The 23,747-nt window shown below is 35.1% G+C and carries 16 protein-coding genes and 1 CRISPR repeat array; of the genes, 12 read left to right on the top strand and 4 right to left on the bottom strand.

The window, feature by feature from the left end; translation table 11 throughout:
- Positions 1–319: 319 nt before the first annotated feature.
- Both H6F32_RS18120 and H6F32_RS18115 read right to left on the bottom strand, forming a co-directional pair.
- Entirely contained in the window at positions 320–1,108 is a 789-nt protein-coding gene (locus H6F32_RS18120) for an RDD family protein (RefSeq protein WP_190370693.1), read from the bottom strand.
- Between the two features lie 137 nt (positions 1,109–1,245).
- Positions 1,246–2,097, bottom strand: coding sequence for a DUF975 domain-containing protein (locus H6F32_RS18115; RefSeq protein WP_190370692.1), 852 nt, complete (start codon positions 2,095–2,097; stop codon positions 1,246–1,248).
- A 76-nt stretch (positions 2,098–2,173) separates the two neighbouring features.
- Here H6F32_RS18115 and H6F32_RS18110 point away from each other — a divergent pair, with 76 nt between their 5' ends.
- On the top strand, positions 2,174–3,124 hold the full coding sequence (locus H6F32_RS18110) for a stage II sporulation protein M (protein WP_190370691.1): 951 nt from the start codon (positions 2,174–2,176) through the stop codon (positions 3,122–3,124).
- 154 nt (positions 3,125–3,278) lie between these two features.
- On the opposite strand, the gene H6F32_RS18105 is transcribed toward H6F32_RS18110, so the two are convergent.
- Entirely contained in the window at positions 3,279–4,466 is a 1,188-nt protein-coding gene (locus H6F32_RS18105) for a YafY family protein (protein WP_190370690.1), read from the bottom strand.
- 212 nt (positions 4,467–4,678) lie between these two features.
- On the opposite strand from H6F32_RS18105, the gene csx18 reads away from it, so the two are divergent.
- From csx18 to H6F32_RS18050, 11 genes are all read left to right on the top strand, one after another.
- A complete protein-coding gene (gene csx18 / locus H6F32_RS18100) occupies positions 4,679–4,942 on the top strand; it encodes a CRISPR-associated protein Csx18 (protein WP_190370689.1) in 264 nt (87 codons plus the stop codon).
- Entirely contained in the window at positions 4,942–5,931 is a 990-nt protein-coding gene (gene cas1 / locus H6F32_RS18095; RefSeq protein WP_190370688.1) for a CRISPR-associated endonuclease Cas1, read from the top strand. Before csx18 ends, cas1 begins: the two co-directional genes overlap by 1 nt.
- A gap of 20 nt (positions 5,932–5,951) precedes the next feature.
- A complete protein-coding gene (gene cas2, locus H6F32_RS18090) occupies positions 5,952–6,233 on the top strand; it encodes a CRISPR-associated endonuclease Cas2 (protein WP_190370687.1) in 282 nt (93 codons plus the stop codon).
- Between the two features lie 179 nt (positions 6,234–6,412).
- A CRISPR array of direct repeats spans positions 6,413–9,280; the repeat unit is 36 nt; unit sequence ATTCCTAATTCGTAGGGATATTATTTGATTGGAAAC.
- Between the two features lie 212 nt (positions 9,281–9,492).
- Positions 9,493–9,750, top strand: coding sequence for a hypothetical protein (locus H6F32_RS18085; protein WP_190370686.1), 258 nt, complete (start codon positions 9,493–9,495; stop codon positions 9,748–9,750).
- Between the two features lie 289 nt (positions 9,751–10,039).
- Complete coding sequence (gene cas10, locus H6F32_RS18080; RefSeq protein ID WP_190370685.1) at positions 10,040–13,033, top strand: type III-B CRISPR-associated protein Cas10/Cmr2; 2,994 nt, start codon at positions 10,040–10,042, stop codon at positions 13,031–13,033.
- 2 nt (positions 13,034–13,035) lie between these two features.
- Entirely contained in the window at positions 13,036–14,115 is a 1,080-nt protein-coding gene (locus H6F32_RS18075; protein WP_190370684.1) for a type III-B CRISPR module-associated Cmr3 family protein, read from the top strand.
- Positions 14,116–14,134: 19 nt separating this feature from the next.
- Positions 14,135–15,007, top strand: a complete 873-nt coding sequence (cmr4, locus tag H6F32_RS18070; RefSeq protein ID WP_190370683.1) for a type III-B CRISPR module RAMP protein Cmr4 — start codon at positions 14,135–14,137, stop codon at positions 15,005–15,007.
- Positions 15,008–15,021: 14 nt separating this feature from the next.
- On the top strand, positions 15,022–15,564 hold the full coding sequence (locus H6F32_RS18065; protein WP_199294625.1) for a hypothetical protein: 543 nt from the start codon (positions 15,022–15,024) through the stop codon (positions 15,562–15,564).
- Positions 15,564–17,285 carry an RAMP superfamily CRISPR-associated protein gene (locus H6F32_RS18060; RefSeq protein ID WP_190370682.1) on the top strand — a complete coding sequence of 574 codons (1,722 nt, stop codon included), beginning with the start codon at positions 15,564–15,566 and terminating at the stop codon, positions 17,283–17,285. Before H6F32_RS18065 ends, H6F32_RS18060 begins: the two co-directional genes overlap by 1 nt.
- A 38-nt stretch (positions 17,286–17,323) precedes the next feature.
- A complete protein-coding gene (locus H6F32_RS18055; protein ID WP_190370681.1) occupies positions 17,324–18,793 on the top strand; it encodes a hypothetical protein in 1,470 nt (489 codons plus the stop codon).
- Between the two features lie 17 nt (positions 18,794–18,810).
- Positions 18,811–20,355, top strand: coding sequence for a hypothetical protein (locus H6F32_RS18050; protein WP_190370680.1), 1,545 nt, complete (start codon positions 18,811–18,813; stop codon positions 20,353–20,355).
- Positions 20,356–21,070: 715 nt separating this feature from the next.
- Here the strand turns inward: H6F32_RS18050 and H6F32_RS18045 are convergent.
- On the bottom strand, positions 21,071–23,164 hold the full coding sequence (locus H6F32_RS18045) for a hydantoinase/oxoprolinase family protein (protein ID WP_190370679.1): 2,094 nt from the start codon (positions 23,162–23,164) through the stop codon (positions 21,071–21,073).
- Between the last annotated feature and the right edge of the window lie 583 nt (positions 23,165–23,747).

Here is a 23,747-nt window from a genome sequence, read left to right as displayed (position 1 = left end):
CTATATATTCTGGTTTAGGATACACCAGATCCCGGACTTCTTTGAGAAGGATCTATTCTATTGATCTATATATTCTGGTTTAGGATACACCAGATCCCGGACTTCTTTGAGAAGGATCTATTCTATTGATCTATATATTCTGGTTTTTGATACACCAGATCCCGGACTTCTTTGAGAAGTCCGGGATCTATTCTATTGATCTATATATTCTGGTTTAGGATACACCAGATCCCGGACTTCTTTGAGAAGGATCTATTCTATTGATCTATATATTCGATACACCAGATCCCGGACTTCTTTGAGAAGTCCGGGATCTATTCTATTGATCTATATATTCTGGTTTTTGATAGGCTAAATAAATTGCTTCTAAAAACACATCTGCTGAAACATCTGCGGGTAATTGTTCTAAATTAATAATGGACATTACTTGTTTTCCTAATTTTACAGAAAGCATAGCTTTAGCTTTTTTGGACATTCCATTACGCCTGAGTAAATATTCTCTAATAATCCCAAAATCATCGGGTAATAATGGGGATAAATCTGCTACTTCTTGTAATTTTTGATAGTGTAATTTTGCCTCTTGAGAAATGTTGACAACTGCTGATTTTTCTACTGTTTCTGCTTGAATAACTATTGTACCTGCTACTAAATCACCTAATCTTTTTTCTTGATTATTAAACATAATCAAAAAAGCACCAATAAATAATAATTCGTCCACTGGACGCAGTAAAGCCCTTAAAGCTGATTGTTGTAAACCTACAGGCCGTCCATCATCACGAATTACACAAATTTTAGCAAATTTTTTACCGGGTGTTTGTCCTTGCCAAATAGTTTCTAAAAATACGAAATATCCTGCATACATGGTAAATGAAGTTAACATAAATATGGCTAATAACCATAACCAAATATCAGAACCAAAAATCCCTAATAGAGTATCTATTAACTGACTGGAAATCAATAACCAAACAAAGGTATATATTCCTAAAGTCAAAAACAAAATGGTATAGTCAATACTTAATGCCCAAGCACGGCTGCCAATACCGGCTAAGGTAAATTCTAATTCTACACTTTCTGGTGTACTGAATTTAATCCGATTGAATAAGTCCATAGTTTACCACCAAATTTATAGGAGTAATTCATACAGAACAATAGATATCTTGTGAAAATGATGGTAGGTACAATTCATGAATTGTACCTATAAGGGTTTACTAGTTATGCAGATTTAATTACCACAAGATGTCTAATTTACAAATCATAATTTCTTAATTGTAATCCTAAACCTTCCCTGCGACTGCGTAAATCATAATAAACAACGGCTTTGATGCTTTGCCAAAAAGGAATTATTAAAGCACCAGTAGAAAAACTTAAACCTACCACAATGAGCCAATATAAAAGATTGAAAAGAGGATTATTTTCTATTAGGATTGCAGCCAGTAAAGCTTGGATAATTGTGATAACTATTTGTACAATAATTTGGACAGGAAGGACAATTAAAAAAGAGACAAATGAGATTAACATAATTCTGCCTACATAACCTTTTGTTAATTCCCAACTTCTGCCAATTGTAGAACTACTATCAATATTTTCTTCCACAGCTAAGGGTATATCTACTAAATAAAACCGCGCAAAGAACCAAAGAGCACCTATTAAACCCGCCAGACAAGCAACAATACTTATTAATATAAGTATGATTATATTTGTGGTGTTGCCACTATCAAAACCTCCTAATAATGTTGTAGTAATAGTTGAAACTATAACAATGGTTATGCCAAAACCAATACCCGCACCAAAGTTAATAAAAAAGATTAAGATCATGGTAAGTAAATATTCCCCTAGTCGGGAATTGACAAAACGCTCACCAGATGCTACGCTTTCCGGTTGATTGACTAATTCACCAAAAGCTAACCGAGAAATTAGGGATGAGAGGGCGTAAAATTTTGCCCAACCATAAATAGGTATAAGTAACCAAAAGTAGGCTTTTAGGGCAATTAAGAAGTACTCTTGAAGATGAGAACGATATAGTCTAACTCCGGCTGTGACGACACTACCAACACTTAAAGGTTCTGTGGGGGTAGAAGGGGTAACATTTCCAGACATGGTAGATATTCCTAGTTTGTGAAAAGTTAATTTGAGGCTATCTTAAGCTATTTTGGATAAAATATGGGGAAACTTTATGAATATTCAACGTTGGATAGGAAGAAGAGAAGAAAATTGGCAACGTTTAAACCTATTGTTAAAAAAAGTGGAAGAAAAAGGGTTAAAATCTTTGCGATCGCGCGAAATTAGGGAATTAGCCAGTCTATATCGTTCTGTGGCTGCCGACTTAGCTCGTGCTCGCAGTCAACAAGTAGGTAAAACTATCATTCAAAGTTTACAATCTTTAACTACTCGTGGCTATAGTCAAATTTACCAGGGTTCACGTCGTCAGGAATGGCAAGCAGCAATAAAATTTTATCTTTGGGGTTTTCCATCGGTAGTGCAGCAAACTTTACCCTATATTGTTTTAGCAACGGCTTTATTTGTGTTGGCTGGCCTAGTAGCTTGGTGGTATAGTTGGCAAGATCCCAGTTTTATGTCTTTAATAGTACCAGAAAGATTAATTTCTCAAGTCAGAGATGACCATAAGTTGTGGATGGGTTCAATAGTGGGAATTGAACCTTTAGCATCTACAGATATTATGATTAATAATATTTCAGTTTCTTTTGGTGCAGTAGCTGGAGGAATTACTGGTGGTTTGTACACAATTTATTTAATGTTATTTAATGGTTTATTAATTGGTGCTGTGGGAACTTTAGTAGGACAAAATAATTTAGCTTATCCTTTTTGGGCGTTTGTCTTTCCTCATGGTTCTTTAGAATTACCGGCGATCTTTTTTGCTGGTGGTGCAGGACTATTATTAGGTAAGGCCATATTATTCCCTGGTAAATATCGTCGTGGAGATGCACTGAAATATTATGGTTCTTTGGCTGCACAATTGGTTTATGGCATTGTACCGATGTTAATTATTGCAGGCATTATTGAAGGGTTTTTTTCTCCTAACCCTGCAATTCCTGATCCTGTTAAATATTTAGCGGGAATGGGTTTATTTATCTTGTTATTTAAGTATTGTAGTAGAGGAAATTGACAATTGGTAATTAGTAGTTGATGGAGGTACGCTAGGAACACGGCAAGATGCCTACTAGGAACACAGCAAGATGCCTGTGTTACAAGTAATTGAATGTACGCTAAGAACACAGCAAGATGCCTGTGTTACGTACCTGTATTTGTAAAATGTGAGATTAAACTTCGTAAAAATAACGATTAAATAAAGATTGTACAGTTTGACGATGTTCTTCTCTTAATTCAGGTGGAGATAATATTTCTGCTTTATCCATATAGCGATACACCCAACGAATAAACTCACTTAAAGAACGAGGTGGTAATTTGATATGGTACTCTATAAATTTATATTCTCCAGTATTCCTATCAAGTTCTCCTAATATAATTTCTTGGTGAAGGTGACGACGCTCTCCTTCTAAAATAAAATTAGAAACAGGATAATAAAAACGAACTTTAGTTTCAACAAATTCCAGACTTCCTGCTAATTCTAATAGTTGTGACTCTGGTTCACCTAAATTTAAACCCCAACCATTTTCAAATAACTGATAGGCTTTGGCTAAACTTTCTCTTTGTTTTTCTAATCTCCGTGCTGGTATTTTTAGAAGATAACAATGACTATTAAAGCGATTAATACGCCCTATTACTAAATGTCCATTTTCACAAAGTTCATACAATAAATACCAAGCAATATCATGATAAATTAATTGTAAAGGAAAGACTTGAAAACGTCCAGTATGATCAGGACCATACAAATTTTTAGTACGGGAAATTTCAACGGCTTGTCCTTGACTTATGGCTTGTTCTAATAATGGTAATTGATGAAATAATGTATCTCTATTTTCTCCTTTTGCGGCCATTTCTTCCGGGTCTGTGTGAATGATAGCACGATTGAGATGTTGACGGGTAGGATAAAAAAATTCTCCGTTGAGTTCCATATCCAAACCCCGCAGTCTTTTACTCAGAGTTTCATAAATACGTCTTGTTTGGGCATCACCTTGATATTCTGCCTGCGATGCTAAGGCGTTAAATGCTACTTTTAATTCAGCAGTAGATAGGGCACCAGTGCCTAAATAGTAGCCCCAACGATACATTCGTTGATCAAGAATACCGTAGCGTCTGAGTATTTCTAAGTCTTTCCGTAATGTGGCCACTGCTGGGTAGTTGTCAGGTAATTCTATATTTAACTGCTGGGCTAATTGCTGTAAATGTATTTTGACTATACTAATTGCGTCATGATTCTTATTGTCACTACACTTTACACTTTCTGGACTGCCCACACCTGGATATTTTAATAATGTAGCAATTAATAGTAACAAACGTTCAAAGGCTAAACGTTCTGTGTAAGGATGTGTCAGTTTTTTTGGCATTGTTAAAATAATCACTGTGTTAGTAATTTATGACAAATAATCTACGTACAAAAAGAAAATATTTGGACAGTTTTTAGGCATTAGTCGTAAGTCCTGAAAATACTCATTTATAGCAGATGATTCTAATATTTTAGTTTATCTTCTTTTTCTGGTTTTTGGGTAATTCTCAAGTTATGGTAGTCAATATCATCACTCTTATGTGAGGTTATAATATGTATATTCCCCGACGTTCTACTACCATCAAAAATATTTCTGTATCTGCTATTAATGGCAGTATTACTTTAATCATTTTGCTTATTGCTCCTTTAGGTTTAGCAGCAGTAATCATTAATACTATATTAGTCACTATATCCACTTATTTGGTATGCAGTGGAGCAGATAGGGTGATGATATGGTTACAACCAGAACAAAATGCAGAGTTATCTGGTTCTGATGCCCCTCAAAGAAAATCTAATTTACAGCGTTGGTGGCGTTAATGCAGACTCTTTATATTTCTGAGCAGAATTGTTATCTTTGCTTACAAAAAGAAACTTTGTTAGTTAAACAGGGTGACACTGTATATACTGAAGTACAGTTACCTTTGTTGGAACAGATTTTAATTTTTGGGCGATCGCAGATAACCACTCAAGTAATTCGTGAATGTTTATGGCGTGATATTCCCATTGCCTATTTATCCCGTATGGGTTACTGCTATGGTAGAATTTTACCTATTTCCAGGGGATACCGACAATTATCGCGTTATCAACAGCAGTTGTCTCCTATAGACAGATTAATTACAGCTAGAGCTATTGTCAAAGGTAAATTAAAAAACAGTAGAGTTTTGTTAAGGAGACAAAAGAAAAAAAAAGAATCTGATATTTTGGAAAAGGCACTACAAAGTTTAGATTATTTAGCAGAACAAGCAGCACAAGCTGATAATTTAGAAAGATTAATGGGTTTTGAAGGTGCAGGTGCTGCTCAATATTTTTCTGCTTTTAGTGAATGTTTAACTAACCCTGATTTTGTGTTTTCTGGTCGTAGTCGTCGTCCTCCTGGAAACCCAGTGAATGCTATGTTAAGTTTTGGGTATCAGGTACTTTGGAATCATTTATTGGCATTGATTGAAATTCAGGGATTAGACCCTTATTATGCTTGTTTACATCAGGCAAATGATGGTCATGCAGCTTTGGCTTCTGATTTAATTGAGGAGTTCCGTGCACCTTTGGTGGACTCTTTAGTAATGTGGTTAATTAATCGGAAAATTATGGATGCTGAAGCAGATTTTGAGTTTAAAAATGGCGGTTGTTATTTGAATGATTCCGGTCGCAAAAAGTATTTACGGGGGTTTTTACAAAGGATGACTGAAGAAATACAAACTAATGATGGAAAACAGCCCAAGTGGGATATATTAACTCAGCAGGTTAGGACTTTCAAACAGTTTGTTTATAATCCTAGTCATCATTATCAAACATACCGAATTGATTGATTATTTTCCATATTTGTGTTATGTTTTTGTATGTAGTTTCCTATGATATTCCTGATGATAAACGCCGCAAAAAAATAGCTGATTTATTGGAAGGTTATGGTCAGCGTGTACAATATTCTGTGTTTGAATGTCAGTTAAGCACAGAAAAATACAATGATTTACGTAGGAGGTTAAGGAAACTTTTGAAGTTGGAGGAAGACAATATCAGATTTTATCCTTTGTCTAAACATACTCTTTCTCAAGTTGAAACCTGGGGTGTGGGAATACCTGTAATTCAACCACCGACTTCAATTATTGTTTAGCAGAAGTTCAATGAAAAAATACTCATAGGCTGATTTTATGGTTTTAAGGCTCGGTTGCTTGCAAAATAAGGATTACAGGGTTTTTCAAAAAAACTTCTCTGGACTTTTAGCCATGTATTTTTGTGACCTTCGGAAACTGTCTCTGGACTTCTTGCTCTATATGGGTTATAATTTGGGGGATTCCTAATTCGTAGGGATATTATTTGATTGGAAACTTCTTTTTAGTTAAAGATATACATAAGATTTGATTTATTCCTAATTCGTAGGGATATTATTTGATTGGAAACATCGCGGATAGCCCTAATTCACCTGCCAGACTTAATACTATAATTCCTAATTCGTAGGGATATTATTTGATTGGAAACTAAGTTTGATGGTAAGTGCCGCGTTATACGTCTTGAATTCCTAATTCGTAGGGATATTATTTGATTGGAAACGTTTTTACGTGAGATTCTTTCAATCATGGTAAAACTTTTTAATATTCCTAATTCGTAGGGATATTATTTGATTGGAAACCTTAACGGTAAAAATCCCCTTACCAGATGGAAGGGGAACAAATTCCTAATTCGTAGGGATATTATTTGATTGGAAACTCAACCCAACCTTGAAGGGTGGCATTTCTGCAATCCTATTCCTAATTCGTAGGGATATTATTTGATTGGAAACTGGTCTTGGTATTGGGCAATAGAAGAAGCAATATTTCCAACAATTCCTAATTCGTAGGGATATTATTTGATTGGAAACTAAACATAATCGTCTTCCAAATCTTCGTCTGGCATAAATTCCTAATTCGTAGGGATATTATTTGATTGGAAACATGGCTTTACCTTCCTTGCGAGACCCACTAGCTCCTAATTCCTAATTCGTAGGGATATTATTTGATTGGAAACAGTAAAGGAAAAGAGAATGAAGGAGGGGAAGACCAAATTCCTAATTCGTAGGGATATTATTTGATTGGAAACCAACGTATTGCATGGGCAGGGCTGAATTAACTTGTTATTCCTAATTCGTAGGGATATTATTTGATTGGAAACGAGTAAATGCGGATTCAATTTGCTTTAACGAGAAGTATTCCTAATTCGTAGGGATATTATTTGATTGGAAACAAATTTCCTCCTATGTATTCATCTACCTCAATCCCTAATTCCTAATTCGTAGGGATATTATTTGATTGGAAACTCAGCTTTATCCTTAATAGAGATTTTATCAAGGATATTCCTAATTCGTAGGGATATTATTTGATTGGAAACTGGATTATTTCCTCTTTCAAGGAGAAACAGAGAGAGGGAGACAAATTCCTAATTCGTAGGGATATTATTTGATTGGAAACCTCCCCATCTGGTAGTCCGGGGATGCAAACGTGATATTCCTAATTCGTAGGGATATTATTTGATTGGAAACTCAAAACTTTCATCACAATAAAGTTTGGCAGAGTGTATTCCTAATTCGTAGGGATATTATTTGATTGGAAACTCTGGTCAATAATGATTGCTTTGCATATCTTGTAATAATTCCTAATTCGTAGGGATATTATTTGATTGGAAACATTGTTCTTTACAGTAGGAAGATTAAGACCACAATCAATTCCTAATTCGTAGGGATATTATTTGATTGGAAACTACCTTGACGGCTTCAATCATAGGAATGTTACGTTCAGCCCAAATTCCTAATTCGTAGGGATATTATTTGATTGGAAACGAGAATGTTCCCAAACAATTTCCCCTTGATTGTTTTCAACCCAATTCCTAATTCGTAGGGATATTATTTGATTGGAAACTAGCGACTTCATGATTGCTTAGAAGTCTGAAATCCTTACTCATTCCTAATTCGTAGGGATATTATTTGATTGGAAACTTTTTTCACTCTGGCATCAAACCCGGACTGGGATTGATTCCTAATTCGTAGGGATATTATTTGATTGGAAACACCTCAAAAGACACGCACTCAATAAGTCGGTCTGAGATTCCTAATTCGTAGGGATATTATTTGATTGGAAACTAAGAAGCTTCATGAGTACAAGGAAGTAATTCACAGACAGTATTCCTAATTCGTAGGGATATTATTTGATTGGAAACTGGAGAGAGATGGGGGCTACTGCTACAACGATGCTATTCCTAATTCGTAGGGATATTATTTGATTGGAAACTGCATTTGTCTGAGTGCACTTTTCGTCTGGGAGACGATTCCTAATTCGTAGGGATATTATTTGATTGGAAACTGGTTTACTAAACCCGTAAGGAGTAAAAAAAAAGAGGGGCGATTCCTAATTCGTAGGGATATTATTTGATTGGAAACTTGCTTCATGGCGATTAAGCCAATTGCCACCAAATTTCTCTAATTCCTAATTCGTAGGGATATTATTTGATTGGAAACGCAGGTGTTTGAGGATAATAGATGAAGCTATACAATGCGTACAATTCCTAATTCGTAGGGATATTATTTGATTGGAAACATTTATCAATTTGAACTAGTTCTGCACTAGTTGCACCAATACCAATTCCTAATTCGTAGGGATATTATTTGATTGGAAACTTAATGGCAAGCTAATAGCATTAATACTTGCTTTTAATTCCTAATTCGTAGGGATATTATTTGATTGGAAACATAGTCTGCATCTTCAGGATAAAGAGGTTCATCTAATTATTCCTAATTCGTAGGGATATTATTTGATTGGAAACTGTACTGTTTTGACGGCTCTTTTTATGTTCATAACATTCCTAATTCGTAGGGATATTATTTGATTGGAAACAAAAGGTGCACTATCTGTTTGCCAAGTGCCACGCTCGTTCTGATTCCTAATTCGTAGGGATATTATTTGATTGGAAACCTAGAGCCTGGGAGGCTGCTTGCGTGTTTACTTTGTTTCCAATTCCTAATTCGTAGGGATATTATTTGATTGGAAACTGAGTATCTTGAGACTCTGCCGACTGCCAGATGTTATAATTCCTAATTCGTAGGGATATTATTTGATTGGAAACTTAAACACCACCTCACCTGACTCTGTGGTTTCAATTCCTAATTCGTAGGGATATTATTTGATTGGAAACAGCTTTTCACTCTGGTGTTTTTATCTTTTCTATCATATTTATTTTGTGTAAAGCAAGCACAGCATTAATAAAGGGTTTTGGCTTTCAATGACTACTACGAAAAAAGTTATTTTCTAAATTTTAAATTATTAAAAAATAATCCACAAAACTCTTGCAATTCAACACTTAATAAGCTAAGATGCAAAAAGTGAGAAACAAGAGAAAACAAGAAAATGACAAAACAAGTGATTGACAAGATCAAAGCTATTTCAATCCATGCTCCTCATGCCTATGCTATCTGTATGGGCAAAAAGCCTTATGAGTACAGAAACAGACCAACAAAAAAAAGAAGCTGGGTTTTAATCCATGCCAGTCTATCTAAGGCAAGTGACTTTTGTTTTGAGGAATATAACATTGATCCTAAAATCGCTTGTAGACAGGCTATCATAGGTGCATCATACATAACTGACTGCATAACTGATGAAAATTGATAATTAAACAGCACTGATTAGCTGACAGATTACAGTAAAAGTATTGTAATTATTGATATATGTACTATCAAAGTTTCTGAAGAGACCCCAGGAGTTGGCAAACTGCATAAAAGATAAAAGAAATCAAATATAAGAAAATATTTGTAATAAAATCTCCAAGGAACGGGAAAAGACCACAGAGTAAGAGTTATAGAAAACATTACGAAAATCTTGAGATATTTTTTATTTATAGACAAATACTGAATCGCGCTCTTATAATTTACTTATCAGCCACACAGGGGAGCTACCGATGACAGCAGAATATTGGCGGGCTAAGATTTGGGGTTTACTACATGACCCTATACTAAAAGCATTACATGACAACACAGGACGGGGTAAAAATAGCTTTTATGACCAACTAGAAGTTATGAAACCTTGGGTTGAGATTAAAAAAACCCCCGATAATTCTTATGGTAAAGCATTAGCTAACATACTATTAGCAGACTATGTAGCTTCAGCAAGTGATAGATCCGCTATTGGTGGGACTACAGAATTTATCAACTATGCAGAAGGTAATAATCCTGACAAGGGATTAGAAATTACACATTTGCTATCTGGTGAAAAACAGGATTTTAAAGTTAATTTCCATCAAGAATTAATCACAGGTAACCGGGCATATTTTTTATCTGAAAAAGAGCAAAAATTACTAGAAATACTAAAAACAGCACCACAGAAATTTCAAGAGAATATTGAAAACAACATTCCTAAAATTAAAGAATTATATTGGTGGCTATGGCGTTGTTTACCTAAAGTCACCTGTGATATATTTGAAGATACTTCTTTAATGTTAATGCCAGCCGAAACCCGCATTCCTGATGCTTCTATTTGGAGTCATGTTAGTATGACCGCAGCCTTAGCTGGTGGGTTTGCTGGATATGATTTAACATTAGATGAAATCAAAAATTGGCCAAGAGGTAAAGCAGTTTCTCATCCATATTTAGCAGTATTTAGTTTTAGTCCAGTGCAAGAACTCATTAAATCTAGTCGTAAAATGCGGGATTTTTGGGCGGGTTCTTGGTTATTACATTATTTATCAGCAAAAGTTTGTTGGAAACTGGCAAATCAATATGGACCAGATACATTGCTGTATCCTAGTTTATATGACCAGCCATTAATTGACTATTGGTTAATAGAACAATATCCAGATTTTTTAGCATACATAAACCAACCGTCACCACAATCATTATTAACAGCAGGGTTTCCTAATGTTATAGTTTTAATACTACCAGAGAATAAAGTACAAGCTGCCATACAAACAGCACAACAAACTCTGTTAGAAGCATGGTTAGAAATAGGAAACTTAGTATTAAATGAATTGCAAGATAAACGCTATTGTATGAAAGGCTTAAATGCTAACTCCACAACATGGAAAGGATGGTTAAAATCCCAGTGGCAATTTTACTGGACAGCATTACCAATAGGAAAACCAGAAGCAGAGTTTAAATTTTCTGCTAACAAAAATAAGAATCAAGAATTTGAAAGCTGGTCAACGGCACAAAATGAAACATACAACTTAATCAATAATGAAAATAGGCTATTCAAGGAACAAGAAAAAGATTTGTTACAAGAATCTTATGCAGTTCGTCAACAGAAATATAAAAGAGGATTTAGTGCTAATATTGGTTCATGGTGGGGTTATATTTTTGACGCTACCCGTGGGGCTTTAGCATCAGTTAAAAACGCGAGAAACTGGGAAATTCCCACAGCATTTGGACCACGTTCTACAATTTCTGGTATTGGTCCAGTGGTGAATCCTGGTAATAAAGATAAAGATAAAAAGGACTGGATGACAGAAGGTGACACCCAAGATTTTTGGAAACATCAAGCAGGATTATTTGATGGAACAGAACAACTAAATGCTACGGAAGTATTAAAGCGGGGATTACATAAAGTATTACCAAAATTGCTAGAAATTCCTGATTTAGAAATCTCCTATCCAGACTTAACTTCTGGGGTTGCGGGGTATTTAAAAGTGAATCAAAATAATCCTGATCATAAACGTAAGTTTGATAGTGTGTGCCAGGAAATAGTTGATAAATACCCAAAAATTGAAGATGTACTCATAGAAATGCGCGGTAAATGGGGTATTCCTTGGATAGATAAACAACAGAATCCTAAAAAATACCATCCCCGCTTATTGAATGCTGGTTGGATATTAGAAGATTTACCAAATAGTGATGACTTAAAGGAAGAATATAGAAAAGAAATCAACAAAATAATTAGTGAATATTACCCCAATAATAACCCATCAGATTGGTATGTATTAGCAGCCGGTGATGGTGATAGCATGAGTGAATGGTTAAAGGGAACAAAACTCAAAACCTATGGTGATTATATTCCCGATGGTTTTGCTGAAAAAGTTGCCACAGCTAAAATACCACTCACACAATTCCCAGACTTTTTAAAACTTACTAAAAGAATGGGACCGAGTACCCACAATGCATTAAGTCGGGCATTATTGGACTTCTCTAATCAATTAGTACCTTACCTGACTCAAACCCGTTACGCTGGTAGATTAATTTACGGTGGTGGCGATGATGTTTTAGCCTATACGAACCTGTGGGAATGGGATAAATGGTTATGGGATATCCGCCAATGTTTTAGAGGTGAAAAAGATCCCCATAAAGAATTTTGTAATAAGGGCCATTATTGGAAATATTTAAAAGATAACTTTCAAGAAGTTGGTTTAGTTAATCGTCCATTATTTACAATGGGAAGTGAGGCCACCATCAGCTTTGGTATCGTAATTGCCCATCACTCAGTACCATTGGCGATCGCCCTGGAAAGTCTCTGGAAAGCGGAAGAAAAAGCCAAAGACCATGTTTATATTGATGAAAACGATAACAAAAAAGCAAAGGACGCTGTACAAGTGCGGGTAATATACGGAAACGGCAATACCCTGAAATCCACTGCTAAATTTGATGTTTTTGATCAGTGGCAACAATTAATTGAAGTTGACTTAAAAAGCTCCATCTTTGAACAAGCAGCGAGTCTGTGGAGTCAGCATCCAGCACCAAGCCAAGAAGCCATAGAGCCTTGGACAAAACTGTTTTGCGATCGCCGTGAGCAATTCCAAAGTGAGGATAAAAAAGAGGCGAAAAAAGGCTTCCAAAAAGCCCTTGCAGACTTTCTCAAAGCCTTGTTTATGACCACCTCAACCAAAGACCTGGACAACGAAATTCAAAACTGGTTGAAACTTGCAGCTTTCGTTAAACGCAACCGTTACATCGAACTAGGAGGTTAATAATGTACTGGTACAAATTAACACCATTGGATATTTTAATGTTAAGGGATGCCAAACCATTTTCACCACAGGAAAGGGCGTGGGCGGGTAGTGTGTTTCCTCCCAATGGTCATACTATAGCTGGGGCATTGCGCGGGTTATTAGGAGATGGTGAATTTGATATTACAGGTCCATTTTTGAGCCATAAAAACACCCTATATTTACCTCGACCATTGGGGTTTGTGGGTTCTATAGCCCTTGTACCTTTAGCGTGGGAAAAACAATCTCATCTCAATAATGCCTTATGGGATAAAACACAACCTTGTCCATTAGTGAAACCCTATAATAAAGAGGAGGAAAAAAACTATAATTCTGGTAAAGAACAAAGCCCTGAATTTAGACAATATTTACCTTATGATGTTGTTAAGAAATACTTAAAAAAAGGACAAATTGACAAAGAAGATTGGAAAGTAATTGAAGATAGCCACGAAGATAAACCATATACCATAGAAACCCGTTCCCATAATAGTATTAAACCGGGAACAAAACAAGTCCAAGATGCGGATGGTTACTTTGTGGAAAATGCTATTAGACTATATCAAAATTGGAGTTTTGCCATAGGAATTAAAACACAAATTACAACACCTGCTACAATTAGATTAGGAGGAGAAGGACATAGAGTAATAGTAGAATCTTGTCCAGCACTGGGGGAGCAATGGCAAGAACTACAACAAATATCTGATAGTAATTTTAATCATGATGATAGAGCGATAGCCTATTTAGTTACCCCTGGAGTATTTGAAAGACCCCACAAAGATAAATATGAAAATAGAATCAACTTATGTCGTCCTTATCCCTGGGAATGGAAAATAAAAGATGGTAATTTCATTAGTATTTCTACAGATAAACCAGTACCAATAAGTTGTAGAATTAGAGATGAAAAAGACAATAGAAAAAGTATTCCTGCACCTCAAGTATTTGCAGCACCACCGGGGAGTTTGTACTATTTGAATAAACCTCAAAAATTGTTTCAAGATACAGATTCTCGTATAGGTAAATGGCGACAACTGGGGTATTCAGAAATGTTGTGGATTAAATATTAAGAAATAGGAGAGAAAAAAAATGGCTGATTTTAGAGTTGGTTATATGTACAGTCTTGCACCTATTCATTGTGGAGGTGAAGGAGATTTAGGTAACATTTTAGAAATAGCCCGTGAAGTACATACGAATTTTCCTTATGTCCCCGGATCTTCTTTACGTGGGACTCTTAGAGATGCAGTTGAAATCATAGATAAAATAGCAGCAACCGCTCTATTTGGTAAAGAATTAGACCAACAAGGTCAAATGGGAGTCCATCAAGTGTGGTTTGGAGATGCGAGACTACTATGGATTCCTATGAGAACCATGTCATCCAATAATAGAGATGTATTCACTTGGGTAAGTTGTCATTCGTTAATTCGTGATCATGCTCTAGTTTCACGTCAAAAAACAGTAATATTTCCTAATCATGCTGTAGGTAATCGTAGGGGAGTTTATTCTGTTGCTGATGCTCAACTTCAAGTTGAACTATTATCAGATGAACAAAAACAAGCAATATCTTTAACAGGGTGGCCAGATTCCTTAAAAGATGCTGTTAAACCTACTTGGGAAAGCAATTTAATTGTTTTACCTGATGCTGATTTTCAAATATTAATGGAACATTCACTTTGGACACAAGTTCGTAACAAAATTCAGGATAAAGAAGGAGTAAATCCAGAAGGTTCTGCTGAGATTTTTTGGACAGATATTTGTATTCCCAGAGACACTATTTTTTATTATCCTTGGGGTTATAGTTTACTTAAAGATAATCCCATAACAGAAAAAGAACACAACCTATTAATTAGTGTTTTACAAGACTTGTTTCAAGTAGGTGGACAAGCTAATGTAGGACGGGGTTGGGTTCAAGGTTGGACAAATCATGCTACATTACTGGTTAAAGACAAAGTTACAGTCTAAAGGAAGATACAATTATGCCTAAATCTAAACATTCAAATAAACCTCATCATCAATCTAATCCTCCTAATCCTCAAAAACCAGTGTCCAGTATTACGGCAAAACCTCCAACTTCTTGTGAAACTGTGAAGGTTGCAACTGTTAAGAGTGATAATAACTCTTCTCTAGTTTTACCAGAACAAATGAGTTTAAATGCTCATGAACATATTCAAATGTATTTGCAAAAATACAGCAAAAGGAAGTTAGATAAAAATGACTTGACGGCCGTTTTAAGGTTATCTCAACATTTAAGAGTATTTGGTTTATTATCTGCGGTTGGATATCTAAATCAAGCAAATGCTCAGGAGAATAATGAAGTCAGAAAACGTACTGTACCAGTGTGGGAATTATTACTAGGTCAGATGGTAGATAAAGATAAACTACCTAGCAAAGAAGAAATGATGACTCAAATAGTAGATATTACAAGAAATAAACCACAAGAATATATGTTCATGTGGCGTAAATCTTTGTTATTAGCTAACCATTGGAATTTTTGGGCAAGAGCCTATCAGGAGGATTAATGTATACTGGTATTAAATTAATTAATTTACTAGAAAAGCAGCATCAAAAGCGATCGCAATCTGGCTTATTTAAAAAAGACACTTTCATTATCCAATGGCGTGCTAAAGTTGGTTCATTTCCCCATCCTGATGTAGAAACGATAGTTTCTGCTGGTGAACCCTGTGGTAGATGGTGGCCAGGTGAAGGACGGCGGCCAGAAGATAAACGCAATGTTGGTGAAAATTGGGAAAGATTAAGAAATTTACCTTTAAATGGTTATATTCCCGGTTCTTGTATTCGTGGTTTAGTCAGAGCATGGGCAAAACAAAGACCAGAAATTAAACTAAGAATGTATCAGCTTTTAGGGCATCAAGACAATGATAAAATTACTCCTGGTAAAATAGAATTTCTTGATGCTTGGCCAGAAACAGCGACTAAATTAAGTTTAGATATTGTTAATCCTCAACAAGAATTTCAAGTATATCATCAGGGACAATGTACACCATTATCTCTTTATACTTTAGGTAATGGTACTAGTAAAATTCCTGTCATAGTTGCAATCAGAGGAATACCCGGAAAAGCTACAAATGAAGAAGTAAGCGAAGTTTGGGAATGGGTGCAACAAGCATTAAGTTTATATGGTGTTGGTAGTCGTACTGCTTCTGGATATGGTGCTTTAAAAACTTCCAGTTCTTCACAAAATCCTGCGACTGATCCTCGCTATGCTGTCAAACAATTTGAATTTAGTCTTTACAGTCAAGGTAATGCAGGTCCACATATTCAAACAATGGAATTAAGACCTTCCCACTGGCGCGGTTGGTTGCGTTCTTGGTTAATGCGTTTTTTTTTGGGAGTAATGCCCGAAAATCTTGCTAAATTGACTGTGGCTGAACTCATGGGAGATATAGATGCTGGTGATGGCAAAAGTCGCAAAGGTTGTGTACGTTTGCAAATGATTCAAGGTAAAACATGGGGTGATCGCTCTGAGAATCAGCCATCTTTTTATCTATGGAAAGGTAAGCTACAAATTAGCGCACCAAAAGATATTCTCAATAAAATGATTTTACCTATCATTCGCTTTGCAGTCATGGTTGGCGGTGTTGGTCGTGGTTGGCGTAGACCATTACATATATTTTGTATGAATACTGGCCATCAAGCAGCAAGAGGTACAAATTTAATATTGAGTCACAAATTAAAAGATAAAAATACTGGTGAATTAAAACCCAAAAACTTTGGTTTACCACTAAAACCAGAAGTTTGGCATCAAGAGTATGAAACTTGGTTAGCAGCAGTGAGAAATCATTGGCAGGATAGAGTATCAACAAATAACCATAATATCAAAGCAGAAATTTTTTCACCTAGTACTTGTGCAATTTATGCAGTTCCTGGACCTGATATAAACCCCATAAATATTAAATCGTTGAAATGGGAAGACATAGTTCCTGTTGAGACTCGTGGTAATGGAATGGATTTAATTTATAATAGAAATCACCCACAAAATTATAAACGTAATCCAGATTTAGGGGGTAATGCTGGTGGTGGTACTGCTTACTGTTCTTGGGCAAGTATTAAACGGGTAAATATTGCTAATCAGGAGGAAAAAACCGACTGTCAAGAAATTGTTTGTTTATTTATGGGTGGACAAACACCAAATGCTGATCATGTGCGATCGCGCTTTCTCCGTGATTTAGGAAATATGAATAATAATGTTCATTTATTTGGTGTACAATCTCCACAATAAGTTTAATTTTTTCAAAAAAATTCCAGGTATAAATAACCATGAAATCAGTTTTAATAGCTACTATCGGCACTAGAGATTTAATGTTCCAAATTGCCTCTGGTGAATGTTTTAATATTGGTAATGATAGAGTTCAAGACGGAGAGGTTATTACTGAACAATTAGAAGTAATTTCTGATTTAGGCTTAAAGGATAATACAACTTTCCGTGATTTAACTAAATACCTATTAGATCACACTGAAAAATATATAGATCGCATCCAACCGCCAATTATTGGTAAGATATTTATTGAGCAAGCATCAAACATTGAAAAAGTTTATTTGATAGCTACTGATCAAGAAAGAAACGTCAAACAAAGAGAAAAAGATACATTGTATTCAGCCGAACTAATTAAACAATGGCTGATACACAAATTCAGTCATCTTCATAGTGAGAACGTTCAGATCATTTTACTAGGTCTAGATGGTACTAATCCCTCAATTTTTGAAGATATGTTTAATTGGTGGCGAAAAATTTGGAAAAATACAATTACTGTTAATAAAAATCAGTCTATTTGGGTATGTTTGAAAGGAGGGGTGGGTCAAACTTCTGAAGCTGCAAGGATTTCAGGACTGAGTTTTTTTGGCGATCGCATTCAATTCTTTGAATTTAGAGAAAATCAAACTGCTAATCGTAATGGTATTCCCTCAGATTATAACGGTCCATTTCTAGGTACTAACTATCTTTGGGATAGAACCCAACAACAAGCTTTAAAATTATTGGCAAGTTACGACTACGCTGAAACCTACTATTTACTAGAACCATATTTTCAACAGTTTACTCGTCAATTTGGAGCAATACCTAATTTATTAAAAGCTGGAATAGTTTGGAATCAAGGAGAATTTGAACAGTTTTTATCAATAGCTAAAAGTTCTACAACAATCCCCAAAGTAGAGGGCAAATTATGGATGGCTTATGAACAAGCATATTTAGGAGTAGTTCGTCTTTACCAACAAAATACCACAGAAGCAATGTTACATAGTTATCGGGCTATTGAGGGACTATTATATTTATGGGCTATTGAATCTTTTCCTAATGATGTTATACAAAGAAAAAATGGATACCCATTAATTAAAAATTCAATACTAGCAAAATATCCATCTTTGAAAAGTTATTTTATCGGACAAGAACGAAAAACAGAAGTAAATTTACAGGGAAGGTTATTAAAAGACATATTAAATCTCGCTATTTCTGAAACTGCAAATAGTATTGATTTTCAAAAATTTTGGAGATCAGCTAAAGATGCGAGAAATAATTTTTCTCATCGTTTAGGTGGTTTAGCAGAACAAGAAATTTTTGAGGCTTGGGGCGAGGATATAAGTAACTCACAACAATGGCAAAAAAGAATTGTGAACTGTATTAACTTAATAACCGGGAAATCCTTTAATACATTATCTAAAGCCAGTTTATTTGCCCAGGTACATACTGAAGTTATAGAAGCCCTAAAAAACCAAGAAATTAAAATTAATTAATAATAAACATTTAGTTTATGAAAACAACAAATAACACAAATAAAACAAATAAAGTTAGCACCCTCATCATCACTGTAGGAACAAGACAAATAGGCTGGCGTTGTCAAGATGGTATCATTCGTTCCTTTGGCGCAGATGGTAACATTAGTTATCCTCCACATATCAACGAACTCTATCAAGAACTAGGAATAGAACGCGGTAAATATCAAGATGAAGATGGTAAAACCTATCTTTGGAGTGGTCGAGATTTAGGTAAAAGATATTATGATTATTGTCAAGAATGGTTAGGTGGTGATTTTAGTAATGTGGAATTATTACTAGATAAAATTATCATTGAAACCGCAGTTATCCAGGGTTTAAAACATATTATACTATGGGCAACTGACCAACCAGACAATGTATCTTGGTTTTATCGTCGCCTGGATACATTATACTTAGCAGAATTAATGAAAGCGAAGATTAAAAGTTTATTTCCTGATATTAGAGTAGATGTTCATGCACCAAAAATCAACGCTAATGATACTTTAGCAATCCGTGAAGAATTAGAACAGTTAGTATTAAAAGAAGCCCTAGATGCGTTTTCTCCTCAGAAGAACGAAGAGTTTATACTATGGATACAAAATAAAGGTTGTGCGCCAGCAGTAGCATCCTGTGTAGAAATTTGTGCGGCTGCTTTAGTGCGTCAATGTAAAGTATATAATGCCAGTCCCGATGAACCAAAAGAGTTTTTTAGTCAGTTAGATAGTGGTTTAACCACTGCTAATCACGCCCAAAGTTTTCAACTCATTACTATGGGAGAATATTTCTGGGCATTAGAAAAAGTAAAAATTAAATCTGCTTGGGAACGAGGGGACTTTTCAGAAGCCCAAATTTGGCTTAAAGTGCATGAAAACCACCATTTAGTTTTATCTAAATTAGCAGGATTTTTAGCAAAATATAGTAATGGGGAATCCAGTAACCAATTTTATCAAAACCTCAAAGATTGGATAGGTTCTAATGATGTGAATAAATTGGTTATTCCCGAACAAATTATAACCTGGAAAACCCAACTTCAAAAGCTACAAAATGACAAAATTACCAATTTGTGGGAGTCCACTTTAACATTAGAACTAACATTAACCAGGGAAAATTACACCACAGCATTTATTCAGTTTGTGCAGATTTTGGAACAATTATTATATCTACAATCTATTAATCAAACATGGTATACCAAAGGTTGGACAGTCAAAGATAAAAATGAACCAACATTAGCAGAATTAATGCAGGGTTGGTGTTTATACAATAAATTTAAGGAAGATAATAAATGGTCAAAATTAATGAGCGATATCAGAAAAAAGCGCAATAAAATTATTCATGAAGGTGAGTCAGTAAACGCTAACCAGGTTGGTAATATTTGGGCTAATAATAGATTTGATGGAGTTAAAATTCCCACTACACCAGAAGTCCTTAAAAAGCTGATGATGGAACTACTCAAAGAAATTAGTTTTCCTCCTAATTTTAATAATTTATTAATGCGTTCTTTATATCAATGGGGAATAGAATATCTGGAAAATACAACTTAAATCTTTATCAGTTGCTTATTAGTTGCTTATTAGTTGTTTATCAGTGTTGAATTAGTGGTTAAATGAGCGATCGCCCTAAACTTACCGTAACGCAAGCATCTTGCTTGGATTTAAACTTACCGTAACGCAAGCATCTTGCTTGCATTTAAACTTACTGTAGCGCAAGCATCTTGCATTTAAACTTACCGTAACGCAAGCATCTTGCTTGCATTTAAACTTACCATAGCGCAACCATCTTGCTTGCATTTAAACCTACCGTAACGCAAGCATCTTGCTTGCATTTAACCCACATTCCGCACCCCCCAGTGTCACAATCGGTAATTTCGGATTTTTGAAGACCTTTGAGGATAATTTTAATACAAAATGGTCTAAAATTTAGGTAGCGATCGCCAATCTCAAATCCCTAAATGACCATTTTTCGTTGTGTGACAGTTTAGGGTGCGGAAGGTGGGTTGAATAATTAATACAAGCAAGATGCTTGTGCTACTGTAACTTCAGGTTTTTTAATTATACAGTGAGTGCTACACATTAGCTTAGGGTGCGTCAGACTCCATAAATTACAGCACATTCCATCTACATGACGTACACTAGGAACAGGCAAGATGCCTGTGTTACAAGGTTCATTAACATCTGTACCTCATAATAACCGAAACTGCTGTATATCAATCAACAGATTTATAATATCCGACGCGCCCTACTTGAGAGGAGTTTGATTTTACAAACGTTCTAAAATTAAATGATTACGTTCAGTTAATATTGCTTTCCAATTAACTTCAATAACTATTGTACTAATTTTCTCCACAATAATAGCAGTACCATTAATTTGATCTCCTGGTTGTAAATCTTCTCGATAATAAACTGGTGTATCATACCATTGATTATTACTAAACATTTTGACTGTTTCTCTTGATGTCGGTTCTACATTTTGCAGACGAGTACGAGTTATTAATGGTTCTTCTGGAGTCTCCATCTTTTGAATTAATTCCACAGAAATAGATTCCACAATTAAGGTTTTTTCCGCTTGAATAAAACCATATCTTGTTTGATGTTCTTTTTCAAATTGTTGTCTCATTTCTAATACATCTAATGTAAAATCAACAGTTAAAATGGAATTAGTTCCTTCATATTTCAAATTTACTTTTTTCACCACTTCTAAAATTGATGTTTTTTCTATCTCTAATTCCTGATAACATTCACTTTCTAAAGATATCATTATTTGCTGTAGTTGAGGAATTAATTGTTGCTGTAAAGGTTGTTCTATTCCTGTAATTTTAGTTGTTCTCACATCTGCTAAACCCATTCCATAAGCTGAAAGCACTCCCGCAAATGGATGTAAAAATATCTTTTTCATTCCTAATGTGTCAGCTATTAAACAAGCAACTTGTCCTCCCGCACCTCCAAAACAACAAAGTACATATTTGCTAACATCATAACCTCTTTGGAGACTAATCTTTTTAATTGCATTGGCCATATTTTCCACAGCAATAGTTATAAAACCTGATGCTACTTGTTCGGGAGTGCGATAATTTTTTGTGACAGTTGCAATATCTGTTGCTAATTCTGTAAATTTCTCTATTGCTATTTCTTTATCTAGTGGTAAATTACCCTCATTTCCAAAAACTGCGGGAAAATATTGGGGTTGAATTTTTCCTAACATGATGTTAGCATCTGTAACTGTTAATGGTCCTCCACGACGATAGGAAATAGGTCCAGGATTCGATCCCGCAGACTCAGGACCTACTCGATATCTCGCACCATCAAAATATAAAATTGAACCCCCTCCCGCAGCAATTGTGTTAATTGCTAATACGGGTACTCTCATTCTTGTCCCAGCAATTTCTGACTCTAATTCTCTTTCATATTCTCCTTTAAAATGGGCAACATCTGTACTTGTTCCTCCCATATCAAAGGTAATAATTAATGCAAAACCTGCTCTTTTACTAGTTTGAATTGCTCCCACTATTCCCCCAGCAGGTCCACTTAAAATACTATCCTTTCCCTGAAATTGTTCTGCGTCAGTTAACCCTCCATCTGATTTCATAAACATTAATTTGACCTTGGGTAAATGACTCGCAACTTCATTAACATAACGCCGTAATATGGGAGTTAAATAAGCATCTACAACGGTGGTATCTCCTCTACTCACAAGTTTCATTAAAGGACTGACTTGATGGGATATGGAAATTTGTGTAAATCCTATTTCTCGCGCTATTTGCCCTATTTGTTCTTCATGTTGGGGATAGCGATCGCTGTGCATCAAAACAATAGCACAACTTCTAATTCCTGTGTGATAAACTCTTTGTAATTCTTGTCTTGTTTGGTCAATATTCACAGGAGTTAATTCATTACCATTTGCATCATATCTTTCATTTATTTCTATCACTTGTTCATATAACATAGTTGGCAAAATTATCTCCCGTGCGAAGATATTTGGCCGATTTTGATAACCAATTCTTAACGCATCTTTGAATCCTTTGGTAATAACTAAAACTACGCGATCGCCATGTCTTTCTAACAGTGCATTTGTGGCTACTGTTGTTCCCATTTTCACAACTTCTATATTTTCATTAGGGATATTTTCATTAATATCAATTCCCAGAATATCCCGAATACCTTGAATAACTGCATCTTGATATTTTTCAGGATTTTCTGATAGTAATTTATAGACAATTATCCATTGTTGATTACTCAAAGGTACAATTAAAAAACGTTCTGTAAATTTTGCTAGTCTATCTATAATTATCTGATTATTAGTGACAGCAACTATATCTGTAAATGTGCCACCTCTATCTGCAAAGATTTTTAACATATTGTTGAATTTCCTTTAATTTCCTTTATTTACGATATTCGATATTGTATATTTAGGGTATAATATAATCAAATATAGAGTGAACAAATAATGATATCATGTCCATTTGAACACTTATCATATCTGTTAAGGCTGGTAATTGGTAATTGGTAATTAATGATGAACTATATCGTAAGTGATTGGGCGGACATGATAAGCTGTTGTGCTTTTAACTTGAATAATTAATACAAGCAAGATGCTTGTGCTACTGTAACTTCAGGTTTTTTAATTATACAGTGCTGCACATTAGCTTATGATTGCTCAATTAATGGTTAAACCATCATTTTTCATATCTTCTGGTATCAGAATGGGTGAATTTGGCAACATTTATCTATTTAAGTTTACGGAGAAACTACAATTACGTTTTTAATCCCACATTCCGCACCCCAAACTGTCACAGAGGGAAATTACGTAGAGAAAAAATTAAAGGGAGCATCAAAACAAACATATAAAGTGAAAAAAGGCATTTGAGAAACAGTAAATCACCAAAAACGTCATCAAAACCTATTCTCAATAAGAACCAATAAGAATGCACACCACCTGG

Source organism: Anabaena sp. FACHB-1237 (genome assembly GCF_014696225.1).
Lineage (GTDB): Bacteria > Cyanobacteriota > Cyanobacteriia > Cyanobacteriales > Nostocaceae > FACHB-1237.
Note: the sequence above shows the minus strand (reverse complement) of the source record. Positions and strands in the feature narration are given on the sequence as shown.